The 13,950-nt window shown below is 72.0% G+C and carries 13 protein-coding genes; 6 read left to right on the forward strand and 7 right to left on the reverse strand.

The window, feature by feature from the left end:
• Positions 1-70: 70 nt before the first annotated feature.
• The 4 genes from ACFFJC_RS18470 to ACFFJC_RS18485 all read right to left on the reverse strand — a co-directional run bounded on the left by ACFFJC_RS18470 (position 71) and on the right by ACFFJC_RS18485 (position 4,188).
• Positions 71-604 (reverse strand): CarD family transcriptional regulator, encoded by a 534-nt coding sequence (locus ACFFJC_RS18470; protein WP_379488864.1) that lies wholly within the window; start codon positions 602-604, stop codon positions 71-73.
• A 320-nt stretch (positions 605-924) separates the two neighbouring features.
• On the reverse strand, positions 925-1,263 hold the full coding sequence (gene fdxA, locus ACFFJC_RS18475; protein ID WP_379488865.1) for a ferredoxin FdxA: 339 nt from the start codon (positions 1,261-1,263) through the stop codon (positions 925-927).
• Positions 1,260-1,574: an RNA-binding S4 domain-containing protein gene (locus ACFFJC_RS18480; RefSeq protein ID WP_379488866.1), complete on the reverse strand. Its 315-nt coding sequence runs from the start codon at positions 1,572-1,574 to the stop codon at positions 1,260-1,262. The genes fdxA and ACFFJC_RS18480 overlap by 4 nt, the downstream gene beginning before the upstream one ends.
• A gap of 25 nt (positions 1,575-1,599) precedes the next feature.
• Complete coding sequence (locus ACFFJC_RS18485) at positions 1,600-4,188, reverse strand: helicase-related protein (protein ID WP_379488867.1); 2,589 nt, start codon at positions 4,186-4,188, stop codon at positions 1,600-1,602.
• Positions 4,189-4,387: 199 nt separating this feature from the next.
• Here ACFFJC_RS18485 and ACFFJC_RS18490 point away from each other — a divergent pair, with 199 nt between their 5' ends.
• From ACFFJC_RS18490 to ACFFJC_RS18515, 6 genes are all read left to right on the forward strand, one after another.
• On the forward strand, positions 4,388-6,067 hold the full coding sequence (locus ACFFJC_RS18490) for a M23 family metallopeptidase (protein WP_379488868.1): 1,680 nt from the start codon (positions 4,388-4,390) through the stop codon (positions 6,065-6,067).
• 87 nt (positions 6,068-6,154) lie between these two features.
• Positions 6,155-7,150 carry a porphobilinogen synthase gene (gene hemB, locus ACFFJC_RS18495; RefSeq protein ID WP_379488869.1) on the forward strand — a complete coding sequence of 332 codons (996 nt, stop codon included), beginning with the start codon at positions 6,155-6,157 and terminating at the stop codon, positions 7,148-7,150.
• The gene (locus ACFFJC_RS18500) at positions 7,143-7,724 is read left to right on the forward strand and encodes a GNAT family N-acetyltransferase (protein ID WP_379488870.1); all 582 of its coding nucleotides are present in this window, start codon (positions 7,143-7,145) and stop codon (positions 7,722-7,724) included. Before hemB ends, ACFFJC_RS18500 begins: the two co-directional genes overlap by 8 nt.
• Before the next feature lie 2 nt (positions 7,725-7,726).
• Positions 7,727-9,943, forward strand: coding sequence for a fused MFS/spermidine synthase (locus ACFFJC_RS18505; RefSeq protein WP_379488871.1), 2,217 nt, complete (start codon positions 7,727-7,729; stop codon positions 9,941-9,943).
• Between the two features lie 2 nt (positions 9,944-9,945).
• The gene (locus ACFFJC_RS18510) at positions 9,946-10,506 is read left to right on the forward strand and encodes a gamma carbonic anhydrase family protein (protein ID WP_379488872.1); all 561 of its coding nucleotides are present in this window, start codon (positions 9,946-9,948) and stop codon (positions 10,504-10,506) included.
• On the forward strand, positions 10,506-10,787 hold the full coding sequence (locus tag ACFFJC_RS18515) for a DUF167 domain-containing protein (protein ID WP_379488873.1): 282 nt from the start codon (positions 10,506-10,508) through the stop codon (positions 10,785-10,787). The genes ACFFJC_RS18510 and ACFFJC_RS18515 overlap by 1 nt, the downstream gene beginning before the upstream one ends.
• 12 nt (positions 10,788-10,799) lie before the next feature.
• On the opposite strand, the gene ACFFJC_RS18520 is transcribed toward ACFFJC_RS18515, so the two are convergent.
• The 3 genes from ACFFJC_RS18520 to ACFFJC_RS18530 form a co-directional block, all read right to left on the reverse strand.
• Positions 10,800-11,201 (reverse strand): group II truncated hemoglobin, encoded by a 402-nt coding sequence (locus ACFFJC_RS18520; protein WP_379488949.1) that lies wholly within the window; start codon positions 11,199-11,201, stop codon positions 10,800-10,802.
• 84 nt (positions 11,202-11,285) lie between these two features.
• Positions 11,286-12,893 carry a cisplatin damage response ATP-dependent DNA ligase gene (locus ACFFJC_RS18525; protein ID WP_379488874.1) on the reverse strand — a complete coding sequence of 536 codons (1,608 nt, stop codon included), beginning with the start codon at positions 12,891-12,893 and terminating at the stop codon, positions 11,286-11,288.
• Between the two features lie 19 nt (positions 12,894-12,912).
• Complete coding sequence (locus ACFFJC_RS18530; protein ID WP_379488875.1) at positions 12,913-13,917, reverse strand: ligase-associated DNA damage response exonuclease; 1,005 nt, start codon at positions 13,915-13,917, stop codon at positions 12,913-12,915.
• Positions 13,918-13,950 lie beyond the last annotated feature (33 nt).

A 13,950-nucleotide genomic window follows, 5' to 3' on the forward strand; every position in this document is an offset into this window, starting at 1 on the left:
CGCCTGCAAACGAAAGGGCCGCCTCCTTGCGGAAGCGGCCCCTTTTCGGATTCGCGCAGGCGCGGGCCGCTCAGGCGGTCTCGGCGCTCTCGTAGTACTTGGGCGCATGCTCGTTGAGGATCACGAGGATCTTCTTGAGCGCGGCCGGCTCGTCGGTCTTTTCCATGGCGGCCAGCTCGCGCGCGAGACGCGAGGACGCGGCCTCGAAGATCTGGCGCTCGGAGTAGCTCTGCTCCGGCTGGTCGTCCGCGCGGAACAGGTCGCGGGTAACCTCGGCGATGGAGACCAGGTCGCCCGAGTTGATCTTGGCCTCGTATTCCTGGGCGCGGCGCGACCACATGGTGCGCTTCACCTTGGGCTTGCCCTTGAGCGTGTCGAGCGCCTCGCGCAGCGTCTTGTCCGAGGACAGCTTGCGCATGCCGATGGCTTCGACCTTGTTGACGGGAACGCGCAGGGTCATGCGCTCCTTCTCGAAGCGCAGCACGTAGAGCTCGAGCTGCATCCCGGCAATTTCCTGCTTCTGCAGCTCGATGACACGACCTACGCCGTGCTTGGGATAAACGACGTAGTCACCAACATCGAAGGCATCGGCCCTGGTTGCCATGTATAATCCTTTCACCTGCAGGGTTCCCATCGTTTCGGACATGGAAGAGAACCGGGGGTGCGACATGGAAGACGCGCCAACGCCTTCGCCGCCCGGTCAGATCTCTCTCCCAGTCGTCTGCTTTTCGAACCCTGCCTCGCAAATGAAAATGCCTGCCGAACGGGCGAAGACCCGGGCAGTTGAACGATTATATAGCACCGATATGTCAAAAATGCCAGAGGCGCGGAAACGTTTCGGTTTCCGCCCTCGGCGGGGCCGCCCGGGGGTTTCGGGCGGGCGCCGGAGCGAGCCTGAACGGTCGCCCGGCCGCAGGGAAAAACTCAGTCGCCCTCGCCGGGTTCCGGCGAGAAGTACTTCTCGAACTTGCCGTCCTCGCCCTTGTGCTCGTCCGCGTCCTCGGGCGCGTCGCGCTTGGAGGTGAGGTTCGGCCATTCCGCCGAGTACTTGGCGTTGAGCTCCATCCACTGCTCGAGCCCGCTCTCGGTGTCGGGCAGGATCGCCTCGGCCGGGCACTCGGGCTCGCACACGCCGCAGTCGATGCACTCGCTGGGGTTGATGACGAGCATGTTCTCGCCCTCGTAGAAGCAGTCGACCGGACACACTTCCACGCAGTCCATGTACTTGCAGCGAATGCAAGCGTCAGTGACGACATACGTCATGGGTGCGTGTTCCTTCCTTGGGCATCGAGCGAGTGGGCCGCTGCTATGGGATCAGCGGGCCTGCCGTCAAGCACTCTGTAGCACTCCTGCGCCTCGCTCGCCGGTCCGCGGCGGACGGGGAGCGACAGCACCTCGATCACGCGCACGCCGCCGGCGACGGGCACGGTGAGCACGTCGCCCAGCGCGATCTTCTGGTGGGCGCGGTCGATGCGGCGGCCGTTGAGGCGCATGTGTCCCTCTTCGGCCATCGCCTGCGCCACCGGGCGCGTTCGGGCGAGGCGCAAGTACCACAGCAGCTTGTCTATCCTCACCCGTCGCCTCCCCGTGCCGCCTGCATCAGCGCATCATGTCCGCGAGGACCGCGAAGGCGCCCTCGCGGTGGACCGTGGCGGGCTGCTCCGGCCCGGCCTCGCGGTGGGGAGGGCGCCAGCGCCAGCGCACCGGCGCCGGCGGCCCGTGCGCATCCGCAGCCAACGGGCGCGGCATCACCGGCTGGAACCCGCCGAGCCGCAGGAGCCGCGCGTAGCTCGCGGTCGTCAGGCCCATCGACACCGCGCGCGAGGGATCGAGCGCGAAGCCCGAGCGGCTGGGCGCCTTGTCCCGGTTGGGCGCCTTGTCCCGCCCGCGCACCTCATGCGCCTCGCGCAGCAGCTTTTCCGCCATGTCGAGCCGCAGGACCTGCTTGCCGAGGCTGCGGTAGCCGGGCGGCGGGCGGTGGCGGCCGGCGGGCATCGCGGGCGGCATCTCGGTTAGCGGAATCTCGGCCTGGGGCGCGGCGCCGTCGCGCTGGCCGGTGACGCGCGCGAGCTGTCGCCACAGCGCCATCGGCGCGGGGCGCAGCATGGCCGGCACGAACAGGTCCAGCGTCCCCACCCGCACGCCCAGGCGCGTCAGCATCGCGCGCCGGTCCTTGTCGAGGCGGTCCACCCCGGACTCGGGGCGCGAGGCCATGCCGCCGCGCTCCACCAGCGCAATCAGCAGCGCGCGCAAGTCCGGCCCCGCCTCGGCGGTGCGGCTCGCCTCCTCCAGGCGGGCGAGCGGGGCCAGCGGCGCCAGCGCGCCCTCCAGCCAGGCTTCGAGGGCCGCGACCAGCGCCTTGCGCGCCGGCGCGGGCACCGCGTCGAGGCTGCGGTCGGGCACGAGGACCGGGGTGACGAGCGCGCGGCCCGGGCCCAGCGTCGCCAGCTTCTGTCCATCCCAGACCAGCGCGCCATCCTCCAGCGCGATCTGCGCCTCGCCGGCGTGGACGGCCGCGACGAGCATCTCGGCGCGCTTGTGCAACAAGCCGGGCAGGTGCCTCTCGGCCGCCGCCAGCAGCAGCTTGCGGTCGCTCAGGCGCGCGCCGGGATCGACCTGGAACGAGAAGCCGCGCAGCGAGCCGATGTGCTCGCCCTCGACCAGCACTTCCTCGTCCTCCAGCCGGACCGAGAGCAGCCCGGCGTCGGGGCCGAGCTTCTTCATCAGCACGGCGGTCCGCCGGTTGATGAAGCGTTCGGTGAGCTTGCCGTGGAGCGCGTCCGAGAGCCGGGCCTCGACGGCGCGGGCGCGGGCGGCCATCTCGTCGCGCGCCAGCACCCAGTCGGGGCGCTGGGCGATGTAGGCCCAGGAGCGGATCGCGGCGATGCGTCCCTGCAGCGTGTCGATGTCGCCGCCGGTGCGGTCGAGCTGCGCGATCTGCGCGGCCACGAAGTCCGCGCCCAGCTCGCCCTCGCGCAAGTCCTGCCACAGCCGGGCGACGAAGCGGGCGTGCGTCTCCACGCCCTGCTGACGAAAGTCGGGCAGGCGGCAGGCTTCCCAGAAGCGGCGCACCTGGCCCGCTCCGCGCACGCTGTCGGCCACGCCGGCCTCGTCGGCCAGCCGCTTGAGCACGGCAAGGTCGATCGCCTCGGGCGCGGGCGCCAGCTCGGAGCGGTACGGGGGCATCTCCAGGTCGGCGATCAGCGTCGCCAGGCTGTCGAAGCGCGGCTCGGGCTCGCGCCAGAACAGCTTTGTCAAGGGCGCGAAGCGGTGCTCCTCGATCGCGTAGACCTCTTCCGGCTCGAACTCGGAATCGTGCCCGCCGGACCCGGTGAGCGTGCCGAAGGTGCCGTCCTTCTGGTGGCGCCCCGCGCGTCCGGCGATCTGCGCCATCTCGGACGGGGTCAGGCGGCGATGGCGGCGGCCGTCGTACTTGGAGAGGCCGGCGAAGGCGACGTGCTCCACATCGAGGTTGAGGCCCATGCCGATGGCGTCGGTGGCGACGAGGTAGTCGACCTCGCCCGACTGGTAGAGCGCGACCTGGGCGTTGCGGGTCTGCGGGCTGAGCGCGCCCATCACCACCGCCGCGCCGCCGCGGAAGCGCCGCAGCATCTCGGCGATGGCGTAGACCTGCTCGGCCGAGAAGGCGACGATGGCGCTGCGCGGCGGCACCCGGCTGAGCTTCCGGGCCCCGGCATGGGTCAGCGTCGAGAAGCGGGGGCGGGTGACGATCTCGGCCTCGGGCACCAGCGCGCGGACCAGCGGCTCGACCGTGGAGGAGCCCAGGATCATCGTCTCCTCGCGCCCGCGGGCGTGGAGGAGGCGGTCGGTGAAGACGTGGCCGCGCTCGCGGTCGGCGCCGAGCTGCGCCTCGTCCACGGCGACGAAGGCCATGCTCTTCTCGGTGACGGGCATGGCCTCGGCGGTGCAGAGCAGGTACCGCGCGTCCTTCGGCTCGATCCGCTCCTCGCCGGTGATGAGGGCGACGTTCTTCTCGCCCTTGATCGCCACCACCCGGTCGTAGACCTCGCGCGCCAGCAGGCGCAGGGGAAAGCCGATCATGCCGCTGGAATGGGCGCAGAGCCGCTCGATCGCGAGGTGGGTCTTGCCGGTGTTGGTGGGGCCGAGCACCGCCTTCACCGCGCCGGGGGCGTCCCTTCCTGCCGAGGCGTGCCGGTCCTGTGCCATTACCCCCGGAATGTGGCACCGCGACTCGCCGCCCGCAAGACTCGGCTCGGCGAAAAGAGCCTGCGAACCCACAATCTTAGGTGGGTCTTAACCTTGCTCCGGCAGGGCACATGCGCGAGGCCCGGCGGGCCGGTGGAGGGGTGCGACACGGATCGCGACCCCAGTTTCGACCCAGACTTGCGATGAGGGACCGCGCGTTTTGTCCAAGGCGCTGAAGCACGACCGCAACGATCATGAAGGCGCAGCGCTTGCGGCGCTGCTGCGGGCGGCGCCCCCGCCCACTCCGGCGCCGACCGGCGCCTCCGTCGTGCTCGCCTTCCCGCAGCGCGCCGCGTCGGGCGCCGGCGACCTGCCCCCGCCAGCCCCGGGTCTGCGCGCGCGCCTCGTGCAAGGGCGCGCGGCGGTGGAGGCGCTGTGCCGGCGCGTCGAGCTGGCGCCCGACCTCGCCAGCGACATCGGCAGCCGGACCTGGTGGCGCGGCCTTGCCACGATGCTGGGGCTGGGCGCGACCGCGCTCGCGTTCTGCCCGGACTTCACGCGCGTGGAGGCGGCCGCGGCCATGCCGCTCGGCCCGCGTGAACGCGAGGAATTCCGCAGCCAGTCGATCGCCCCGCTGGCCTACGGCGCCGGCAGCGGCCGGCGCATGGGCGCGACGCCCCGCGTGCATCCCCTGGCCGGCGTTCCCGAGCGGCCGGCGATCCAGCTCGTCTCCACGCTCGCGCAGGGCGACAGTCTGGCGCAGATGCTGGAGCGGTCCGGCCTGGGGGCGGGCGACGCGGCGCGCGTTGCGCAGCTGGTGGCGCAGGCGGTGCCGGCCGGCGAGCTGGCGCCGGGCACGCCCTTCGACATCACACTCGGCAGGCGCCCGCAGGCTGGCGCGCCCCGCGCGCTGGAGTCGCTGGACTTTCGCGCCCGCTTCGACCTCGACCTCGCGATCCGAAGGCAAGCCGGCGCCCTGGTGCTGGAGCGCCGCCCGATCGCGGTGGACGCAACGCCGCTGCGCATCCGCGGCAACGTGGGAGCCGGCCTCTACCGCTCGGCGCGCAACGCCGGTGCGCCGGTCGCGGCGATCCAGTCGTACCTGCGCGCGGTGGACAAGTATCTCAGCCTCGAAAGCGACCTGAAGCCGGGCGACGCGTTCGACATGATCGTCTCCTACCGGCGCTCGGCCAAGGGCGAGCGGCAGGTGGGCGAGCTGCTCTATGCCGGCGTCGAGCAAGGCGGCAAGCCCCGGCTCCAGCTGGTGCGCTGGGGCAAGGACGGCCAGATGGTGCCGGCCGGCGCGGTGGGGCAGGCGCGCAGCGTGCCGGTGGGGCAGCCGGTCGCAGGGCGCATCACCTCGCCCTACGGCGCCCGCCGCCACCCCATCCTCGGCTATGTGCGCATGCATGCCGGGATCGACTTCGGCGCCGCCTACGGTTCGCCGATCCATGCCGTGGCCGAAGGCGTGGTGACCTTCGCGGGCCGCCACGGGGGGCACGGCAACTACGTTCGCCTGCAGCACGGCGGGGGGCTGGCCACCGGCTACGGCCACATGAGCCGCATCGCCGTGCGCGGCGGCACCCGCGTCCGCGCCGGGCAGGTGATCGGCTACGTTGGCTCGACCGGCCTGTCGACCGGGCCGCACCTGCACTTCGAGGCCTACCGCGGCGGGCGCACGATCAACCCGGCGAAGATCGCGATCGTCGCGCGTCCGCAGATCGACGGGCGCGAGCGCGACGCCTTCAAGGCGCGGCTGCGTGCGCTGCTCGCCGTCGCCCCCGGTGCCGCGCTGGCCCCGCTGGCGCCCGAGCAGGGGCCAGGGCAGGGGCTGGGGCAGGGGCCAGGGCAGGGGGGCGGGGAACAGCCCCGCCGCGAGATCGACAAGCTGGCGGACTGACCGGCGGTCCCTAGGCGCAACCCGGTGCGCCCACTTCGCAAGCGGCCGCGATTGAACGCGCAGGTGTTTTGCGGCAAGCAACCGCGCATGACCGGCACTTATCCCCACACCCGCCTGCGCCGCGTGCGCGCCACCGCCTGGAGCCGTGCGCTCCACCGCGAGACCGTGCTGACGCCCGCCGACCTGATCTGGCCGCTGTTCGTCACCGAAGGGGAGGGCGCGCAGCAGCCGATCGCCTCTTTGCCGGGCGTCTCGCGCTGGTCCGTCGACGGCATCGTCGAGCGCGCGCGCGAGGCGGTCGAGCTCGGTATCCCGTGCCTGGCGCTGTTCCCGCACACCCAGCCCGAGCGGCGCAGCGAGGACGGGCGCGAGGCGCTCAATCCCGACAACCTGATGTGCCGCGCGATCCGCGCGATCCGCGATGCGCTCGGCGATTCGATCGGCCTGCTGACCGATGTCGCGCTCGATCCCTACACCAGCCACGGCCAGGACGGGCTCGTCGACGAGGCCGGCTACGTCCTCAACGACCAGACCGTGGAGGCGCTGGTGGGGCAGTCGCTGAACCAGGCGGCGGCGGGAGCGGACATCATCGCGCCTTCCGACATGATGGACGGGCGCATCGGCGCCATCCGCGACGCGCTGGAGGATGCCGGCCACGCCAACGTCCAGATCATGAGCTATGCGGCCAAGTACGCCTCGGCGTTCTACGGCCCCTTCCGCGACGCGGTGGGATCGCGCGGGCTGCTCAAGGGCGACAAGAAGACCTACCAGATGGACCCCGCCAACACCGAGGAGGCGCTGCGCGAGGTGGCGATGGACCTGGCCGAGGGCGCCGACACCGTCATGGTCAAGCCGGGCCTGCCCTACCTCGACATCGTGCGCCGCGTGAAGGAGCGCTTCGAGGTTCCGGTCTTCGCCTACCAGGTCTCCGGCGAATACGCGATGATCGAGGCGGCCGTGGCCGCGGGTGCGGGCGACCGGGACGCGCTGGTGCTGGAGACGTTGCTGGCGTTCAAGCGCGCCGGCTGCTCGGGCGTGCTGACCTACCACGCCGCCCACGCCGCGCGGTTGCTCCGTGGCTGAGCTGCGCATCGAGACGGCGCGGCTGGTCCTGCGCGAGTGGCGCGAGGGTGACATCGCGCGCTTCGCCGAGGTCACCAACACGCCCGCGGTGATGCGCTGGCTGGGCGGGGTCATGGACGCGGAGAAGGTCGCAGCCTTCGAGACGCGCGTTCTCGATTTCCAGCAGCGGCTGGGCCACACCTTCTGGATCGTCGAGCGCAGGGATGACGGCGGCGCGCTCGCCGGCGAGATGCTCGGCTTCTGCGGGCTCAAGGTGATCGACGCGCCGGGCGCGGGCTTTCCCGGCGAGATGGAGATCGGCTGGCGCCTGCGGGAAGAGGCGTGGGGCCAGGGCTATGCGCGGGAAGCCGCCTCGGCCTCGCTCGACGCCGGCTTCGATCGCTTCGGCGCGGCGGAGATCTTCGCGCTCACCAACATCGAGAACGCCGGCAGCTGGGGGCTGATGCTCCGCCTCGGCATGGCCCGGCGCGAGGCGCTCGACTTCGTCGACCCGCGCTTCGTCCCGCCGATCGGGAACACCATCGTCCATTCCATCACCGCGGATGCCTGGCACGCGCGGCGCGGCGCGGACTGACGGTGCAGCGCAGTGCCGGCCCCCGGCGCGGGCTGTTCGTCGGGACCGTCCTGACCGGCAGCTTCCTGCTGTTCCTGGTCCAGCCCATGGTCGCCCGCATGGCGCTGCCGCGCCTGGGCGGCGCGCCCAACGTCTGGAACAGCGCCATGCTGGTCTACCAGGCGCTGCTGCTGGCCGGCTACGCCTATGCGCACCTGCTGGGCCGGCTGCCGCTGCGCCGACAGGCGGCGGTGCATCTCGCCCTGCTGCTGCTCGCCGGGCTGACCCTGCCGGTCGGCCTGCGCGCGCTGCCGGCGGCGGCAGGCCTGGCCGAGGCACTGTGGGTGCCGCTGCTGCTCGGCCTCAGCATCGGCCCGGTGTTCTTCGTGGTGTCCGCACAGGCGCCGCTGATGCAGCGCTGGTTCGCCGCCGATCCGGACGCCGGGGCGCCCTGGGCGCTCTACGCCGCGTCGAACCTCGGCAGCTTCGCAGGCCTGCTCGCCTATCCGCTGCTGGCCGAGCCGCTGCTGACGCTGCGCGCGCAGAGCCTCGCCTGGTCCGCCGGCTATGGGCTGCTGGTGGTGCTCGTGGCGGCCACCGCCGCCAGTCGCCGCAAGCTCCCTGTCGTGCCGGCCGTCGAAGCGGCCGCCGCGGCGCGCGCGCCTGCGGGATGGCGAACGGTGACACTCTGGCTGCTGCTCTCCGCCGTGCCCTCGGGCCTGATGCTGTCGACCACGACGCACCTCACCACCGACATCTTCGCGATGCCGCTGCTCTGGGTTATCCCGCTCGGGCTCTACCTGCTGAGCTTCGTCGTCGCCTTCGCCGATCGGCGCGTCCCGGCGCGCGCGGTGAGCCTGGTGGCGCCCGTCCTCGTGCTGTTCACCGGCAGCCAGGCGATGCTGTCCAACGCGTCGGGCACCGTGTGGCAGGTGGGCGGGACCTGCCTGCTGCTGTTCGCCACCGCCACGGCGCTCCATGGCCGCCTCTACGACCTGCGGCCCGGCCCGGCGCAGCTCACGCGCTTCTACCTCGCGATGTCGGCGGGCGGCGCGCTCGGCGGCATGTTCACCGCGCTGCTGGCGCCGCTGGTGTTCGACTGGACCTGGGAGCATCCCCTGCTGGTCCTGGCCGCGGCGGCGCTGATGCCGCTCGAGCCGCTGCTGCGCTGGCGCAGCCGGGGCGATCTCGACCCCGGCATGGCGCGCATCGCGATGCTGGTGCTGGTGGGCTTCGCCCTGTTCCTCGCCTGGCTGCTCGCCGCCGACTACGGCGAGCCTGGAAGCGAGCTGGCGATGGTACTGCTGACGGTGTTCCTCTCGGGAATCGGCATCCTGGTGATGGCCTGGCGCGGCGCGTTCCTGGCGGTGCTGGTCTTCGCCATGCTGGGGCAGGGCGGCATCTGGACGATCCGCACCTCGCTGGAAGGCCTGCGCACGCGCAGCTACTTCGGCATCTACACCGTGCGCGACGACGCCGACGAGAAGCTGCGCACGCTGGCGCATGGAACGACGCTCCACGGCATGCAGTCGCTCGACCGCGGGCATGCCTCGGACGCGCTCACCTACTACGGGCCGGGTTCGGGCGTGGCGCTGGCGCTCCGGGCGACGCCCGCGATCGAGGGGCCGCGGGCCCGCGTCGGCGTGGTCGGGCTCGGCACCGGCTCGCTGGCGTGCCAGGCGCGGCCGGGGGAGAGCTGGACCTTCTTCGAGATCGATCCGGTGGTGCTGCGCTTCTCCACCCAGGGACGCTTCACCTTCCTGCGCGACTGCACGCCCGCAGCACGGGTCGTCATCGGCGACGCGCGGGTGGAACTGGCGAAGCAGCCGGCGGCCGGGTTCGACGTGCTGGTGATCGACGCCTTCTCGTCCGACGCCATCCCCATGCACCTGCTCACGCGCGAGGCCATGGCGGTGTACGGGCGGGCGCTGGGCCCGCGCGGCCTGCTGCTGCTGCACATCTCCAACCGCTACATCGACCTCGCGCCGGTGGTGGGGGCCAATGCCCGCGCCGGCGGCTGGGGCGCGCTCTCCCGGCTGGACGTCCCCGAGGACACCGCGCGCTACACGCCCTCGCGCTGGATCGCCCTCTCGCGCGATGCCGGGGTGCTCGACAGGCTTGCGCACGCGCGTCCGGATGGCCCATGGAAGAGGCTCGAAGACCGCGCAGCGGAACCCTGGACCGACGATCACGCCTCGATCCTGTCCCATGTGCGCTGGAGCAGGCTGACGGGGAACTGAGGATGGAGACGCGCACCGACATCACGCTGATCGCGATCAACGGCAAGGGGCCGCGGATCCATTCCAGCGCCTTCATCGCCCCGGGCTGCCGGATCATCGGCAACGTCGAGATCGGGCCGGACGCCAGCGTCTGGTACAACTGTGTGATCCGCGCCGACGTGAACCGGATCGTGATCGGCGCGCGGACCAACATCCAGGACGGCAGCGTGGTCCATTGCGACAGCCCCAAGCCCTCGCGGCCCGAGGGCTATCCCACGATCATCGGCGAGGACGTGCTGATCGGGCACCTGGCGATGGTCCATGGCTGCACGCTGGAGGACCGCGCCTTCGTGGGGCTGGGCGCGATCGTGATGGACGGCAGCCATATCGAGAGCGAGGGCATGCTGGCCGCCGGCGCGCAGCTCACCGGCAAGCGGATCGGCGCGCGCCAGCTCTGGATGGGGCGCCCGGCCAAGTACCTGCGCGACCTCGACGAGGCGGCGCTGGCCGCCAACCAGGCGGGGGTGAAGGGCTACGTCATCAACGGCCGCATGCACGCCGAGGCGCTGCGGCAGGCGCACTGATGGCGCGGCCCGGCGCCGACCTCGCTGCGGCGGAGGCGCTGCGCGCCTTGCTCGACGGCGAGGGGCGGCTGGTGCTGCGGGTCACTCCGGGCGCGAGCGGCGAGGCGCTGCAGATCGTCGACGGGCGCGTGCTCGCCCGGGTCCGCGCCAAGCCGCAGGACGGCCAGGCGAACGCGGCCGTGCGCGACCTGCTCGCACGCGCGCTGGGAGTGGCTCCTTCGCGGGTGACGCTGCTGCGCGGCGCCACCAGCCGCGAGAAGCAGTTCAAGGTCTCCGGCTGACGCGCCCGCGCCTCAGCGCGCCATGCCGCGTGCGAGCCGGCCCAGCACCTCGCTCATCGCCGCGGCCATGTCGGCCGGCTCGGGCGCGACCTCGGCGATGGCGCGCTCCATCGCCTCGGCCCATTGCCCGGCGACATCGGCATCGATCGTCATCGGCTTGTGCAGGCTCATCATGCAGCGGCCAGGGTTCGCCTCGAACCAGTCGCGCGGCCCGCCCGCCCACCCGGCGAGGAAGCGCGGCAGCGACGCCCGCATCGGCGCCAGATCAGGGGCGTGCATGGCCCGCAGGCGCGCATAGGCCGGGTCGGTCTCCATGAGGTCGTAGAAGCGCTCGGCGATCGCCGCGAACACCGGCGCGCCACCGAGGCGTTCGTAGGGCGTGCTGGACAGGGGCGCGGACTGGGCGGCGGACAGGGGGGCGGACAGGGCAGGTCTCCGGTGCAGGAGGGTGGAGCCACGGTCCTTGGCACACAGGTTCCACGTGGAACTTGATCGGCGTCAATCGCGGATGAGGCCGCGCAGGGTCTCCAGCGTGTCCGCCTCGTGCGCCGGCTTGTCGGTGCGGATGCGGCTGATGCGGGGGAAGCGCATCGCGACGCCGGACTTGTGCCGCTTGCTGGCATGCACCGAATCGAATGCCACTTCGAAGACCAGCGACTTGTCGGTCTCGCGGACCGGCCCGAAGCGGTTCACCGTATGGTTGCGGACGTACCGGTCGAGCCACTTCAGCTCCTCGTCGGTGAAGCCGAAGTAGGCCTTGCCGACGGGGAGGAGCTCGGCGCCCGCGTCGGGATCGCCGTCCCAGCAGCCGAAGGTGTAGTCTGAATAGAACGAGCTGCGCTTGCCCGAGCCGCGCTGGGCGTACATCAGCACGCAGTCGACCAGCAGCGGATCGCGCTTCCACTTGTACCACAGCCCGGTCCTGCGCCCGGCGACGTAGGGGCTGTCGCGCCGCTTGAGCATCACGCCTTCGATCGCATCGTCGCGCGCCCGCTCGCGGATCGCCGCGAGCTCGGCGAAGTCGGCCGCCTCGATCACGGCGGAGATGTCGAAGCGCTGGGGATCGAGCCGCGGCAGCAGCGCTTCCAGCGCCGCGCGCCGCTCGGCCCAGGGCAGCGGGCGCAGGTCGCGGCCCTCGAGCACCAGCACGTCGTAGAGGCGCACGAAGGCGGGATAGTCCTCGCGCATCTTGCGGCTGACGGCCTTGCGGCCGAGCCGCTGCTGCAGCGCGTTGAAGCTCGCGGCGCCGCCTTCCTCGCCGCCCTGGTGCGCCCCGCGCACGAGCAGCTCGCCGTCGAGCACGGCCTCGATGGGCAGCGCCTCGGCGATCTCGGGGAATGTGCCGGAGATGTCGTCGCCCGAGCGCGAGTAGACCCGGGTGTCGCCGTGGCCGTGCTCTCCGCGGGCGTGGACCACCTGGACGCGGATGCCGTCCCACTTCCACTCGGCGGCGTAGTCGGCCAGGTCGACCTGCGCGTCGTCCAGTCCGTGCGCGAGCATGAAGGGGCGGAACAGCGGCAGGTCCTCGGCATGCGGCGGCTCCGCGCCGTGGGCGGCCCAGTTGAACAGCGGGGCGTAGGGCGCGGCCTGCCCGTGCCAGTGCTCCTCCACGTCCTCCACGGCGACGTCGAAGGCCTGCGCGAAGGCGGTCTTGGCGAGCCGGGCGGAGATGCCGATGCGCATCGCGCCGGTCGCCATCTTGAGCAGCGCGTAGCGGCCGTTGGCATCGAGGCGATCGAGCAGGCGCGGCAGCTCGACCATGACGTTCGCGCGGGTCATGCGCGAGAGCGCCTCCACCGCCTCCGCCACTGTCGGGGGCGAGGGCGGCTGCGGAGGCTCGGGCCAGAGCAGGCTCGCGGTCTCGGCCGAATCGCCCACGTAGTCGCGGCTGAGCGTCCACAGCACCGGGTCGACGCGCTCGGTCAGCAGGTTGCGGATGGTCGCGCTCTTCACCGCCGGGAAGTCGAGCCCGTCGGTCAGCGCGGCCAGGGCCCAGCCGCGGTCCGGGTCGGGCGTGTCGCGCAAGTAGTCGGCCAGGAGCTTGAGCTTGGCGTTGCGGCTGCGGGTATAGACCAGCGCATCGAGCAGGGCGGCGAACTCCTCCATTCAGGTCGCGGCCGCCATGTCAGTCATCCTCGTCCTCGTAGCCGACGAGCGCCAGCGCGCGGGCCTCGCGCTGGTTGAGCTGGCACCAGCGCAGCATCGCCTCCTCGCGCCCATGGGTGATCCACGTCTCGGCGGGGTTCACGTCCACCACGGTCTGCGTCAGTTCGTCCCAGTCGGCGTGGTCGGAGATCACCAGCGGCAGCTCCACCATCCGCTGCCGGGCCCGCTGCCGCACGCGCATCCAGCCGGACGCCATGGCGGTGATGGGATCGGGCAGGCGGCGGCTCCAGCGATCGTTGAGCGCGGAGGGCGGCGCCACCACGACGCGGCCTGCCAGGTCTTCCTTGCGGGCATCCGACACCAGGCGCAGGTCGCCCAGGTCCACGCCCCAGTCCTCGTAGAGCCGGCACATGCGCTCCATCGCGCCGTGGAGCCAGATGGTCTCGCGGTGCCCGGCGCGGCGCAGCTCCGCGATCAGGCGCTGCGCCTTGCCCAGCGCATAGGCACCCACGAGCACGCAGCGCTCGGGATTGGCGGCGAGGGCGGCGAGCAGCTTGGCGATCTCCTGCTCCACCGGCGGGTGGCGGAAGACGGGCAGGCCGAACGTCGCCTCGGTGACGAGCACGTCGCAGGGGGTGCATTCGAAGGGCGGGCAGGTGGGGTCCGGCCGGCGCTTGAAGTCGCCGGTCACGACGATGCGCTCCCCGGCATGCTCCAGCAGGATCTGCGCCGAGCCGAGGACGTGGCCGGCCGGAATCCAGGTGGCATGGACCGCGCCAGGCAGGGCGATGCGCTCGCCGTAAGGCACGCCCACGGCGCCCGCCTCGGTGGCGTAGCGCAGCTTCATGATCGCCAGCGTCTCGGGCGTGGCGAACGTCTCGCCATGCCCGCCGCGGGCGTGGTCGGCATGCCCATGCGTCACCAGCGCGCGATCGACCGGGCGGGCCGGGTCGATCCAGCAATCGGCCGGGACGACATGGATGCCCCAGGGCTCGGGCCGGATCCAGGAGAACTCGCGGGGCATGGATGAGAAAAGACCTGGAAAACCGGGAGGTTC

Origin of the sequence: Novosphingobium soli, assembly GCF_042432915.1 — a bacterium.
Taxonomy (GTDB): domain Bacteria; phylum Pseudomonadota; class Alphaproteobacteria; order Sphingomonadales; family Sphingomonadaceae; genus Novosphingobium; species Novosphingobium soli.

Bases quoted from the DNA above. Each gene is read 5' to 3' on its own strand.
- ACFFJC_RS18470 (WP_379488864.1), bottom strand. From the start codon at position 604: ATGGCAACCAGGGCCGATGCCTTCGATGTTGGTGACTACGTCGTTTAT.
- fdxA (WP_379488865.1), bottom strand. From the start codon at position 1,263: ATGACGTATGTCGTCACTGACGCTTGCATTCGCTGCAAGTACATGGAC.
- ACFFJC_RS18485 (WP_379488867.1), bottom strand. From the start codon at position 4,188: ATGGCACAGGACCGGCACGCCTCGGCAGGAAGGGACGCCCCCGGCGCG.
- hemB (WP_379488869.1), top strand. From the start codon at position 6,155: ATGACCGGCACTTATCCCCACACCCGCCTGCGCCGCGTGCGCGCCACC.
- ACFFJC_RS18510 (WP_379488872.1), top strand. From the start codon at position 9,946: ATGGAGACGCGCACCGACATCACGCTGATCGCGATCAACGGCAAGGGG.
- ACFFJC_RS18515 (WP_379488873.1), top strand. From the start codon at position 10,506: ATGGCGCGGCCCGGCGCCGACCTCGCTGCGGCGGAGGCGCTGCGCGCC.
- ACFFJC_RS18525 (WP_379488874.1), bottom strand. From the start codon at position 12,893: ATGGAGGAGTTCGCCGCCCTGCTCGATGCGCTGGTCTATACCCGCAGC.
- ACFFJC_RS18530 (WP_379488875.1), bottom strand. From the start codon at position 13,917: ATGCCCCGCGAGTTCTCCTGGATCCGGCCCGAGCCCTGGGGCATCCAT.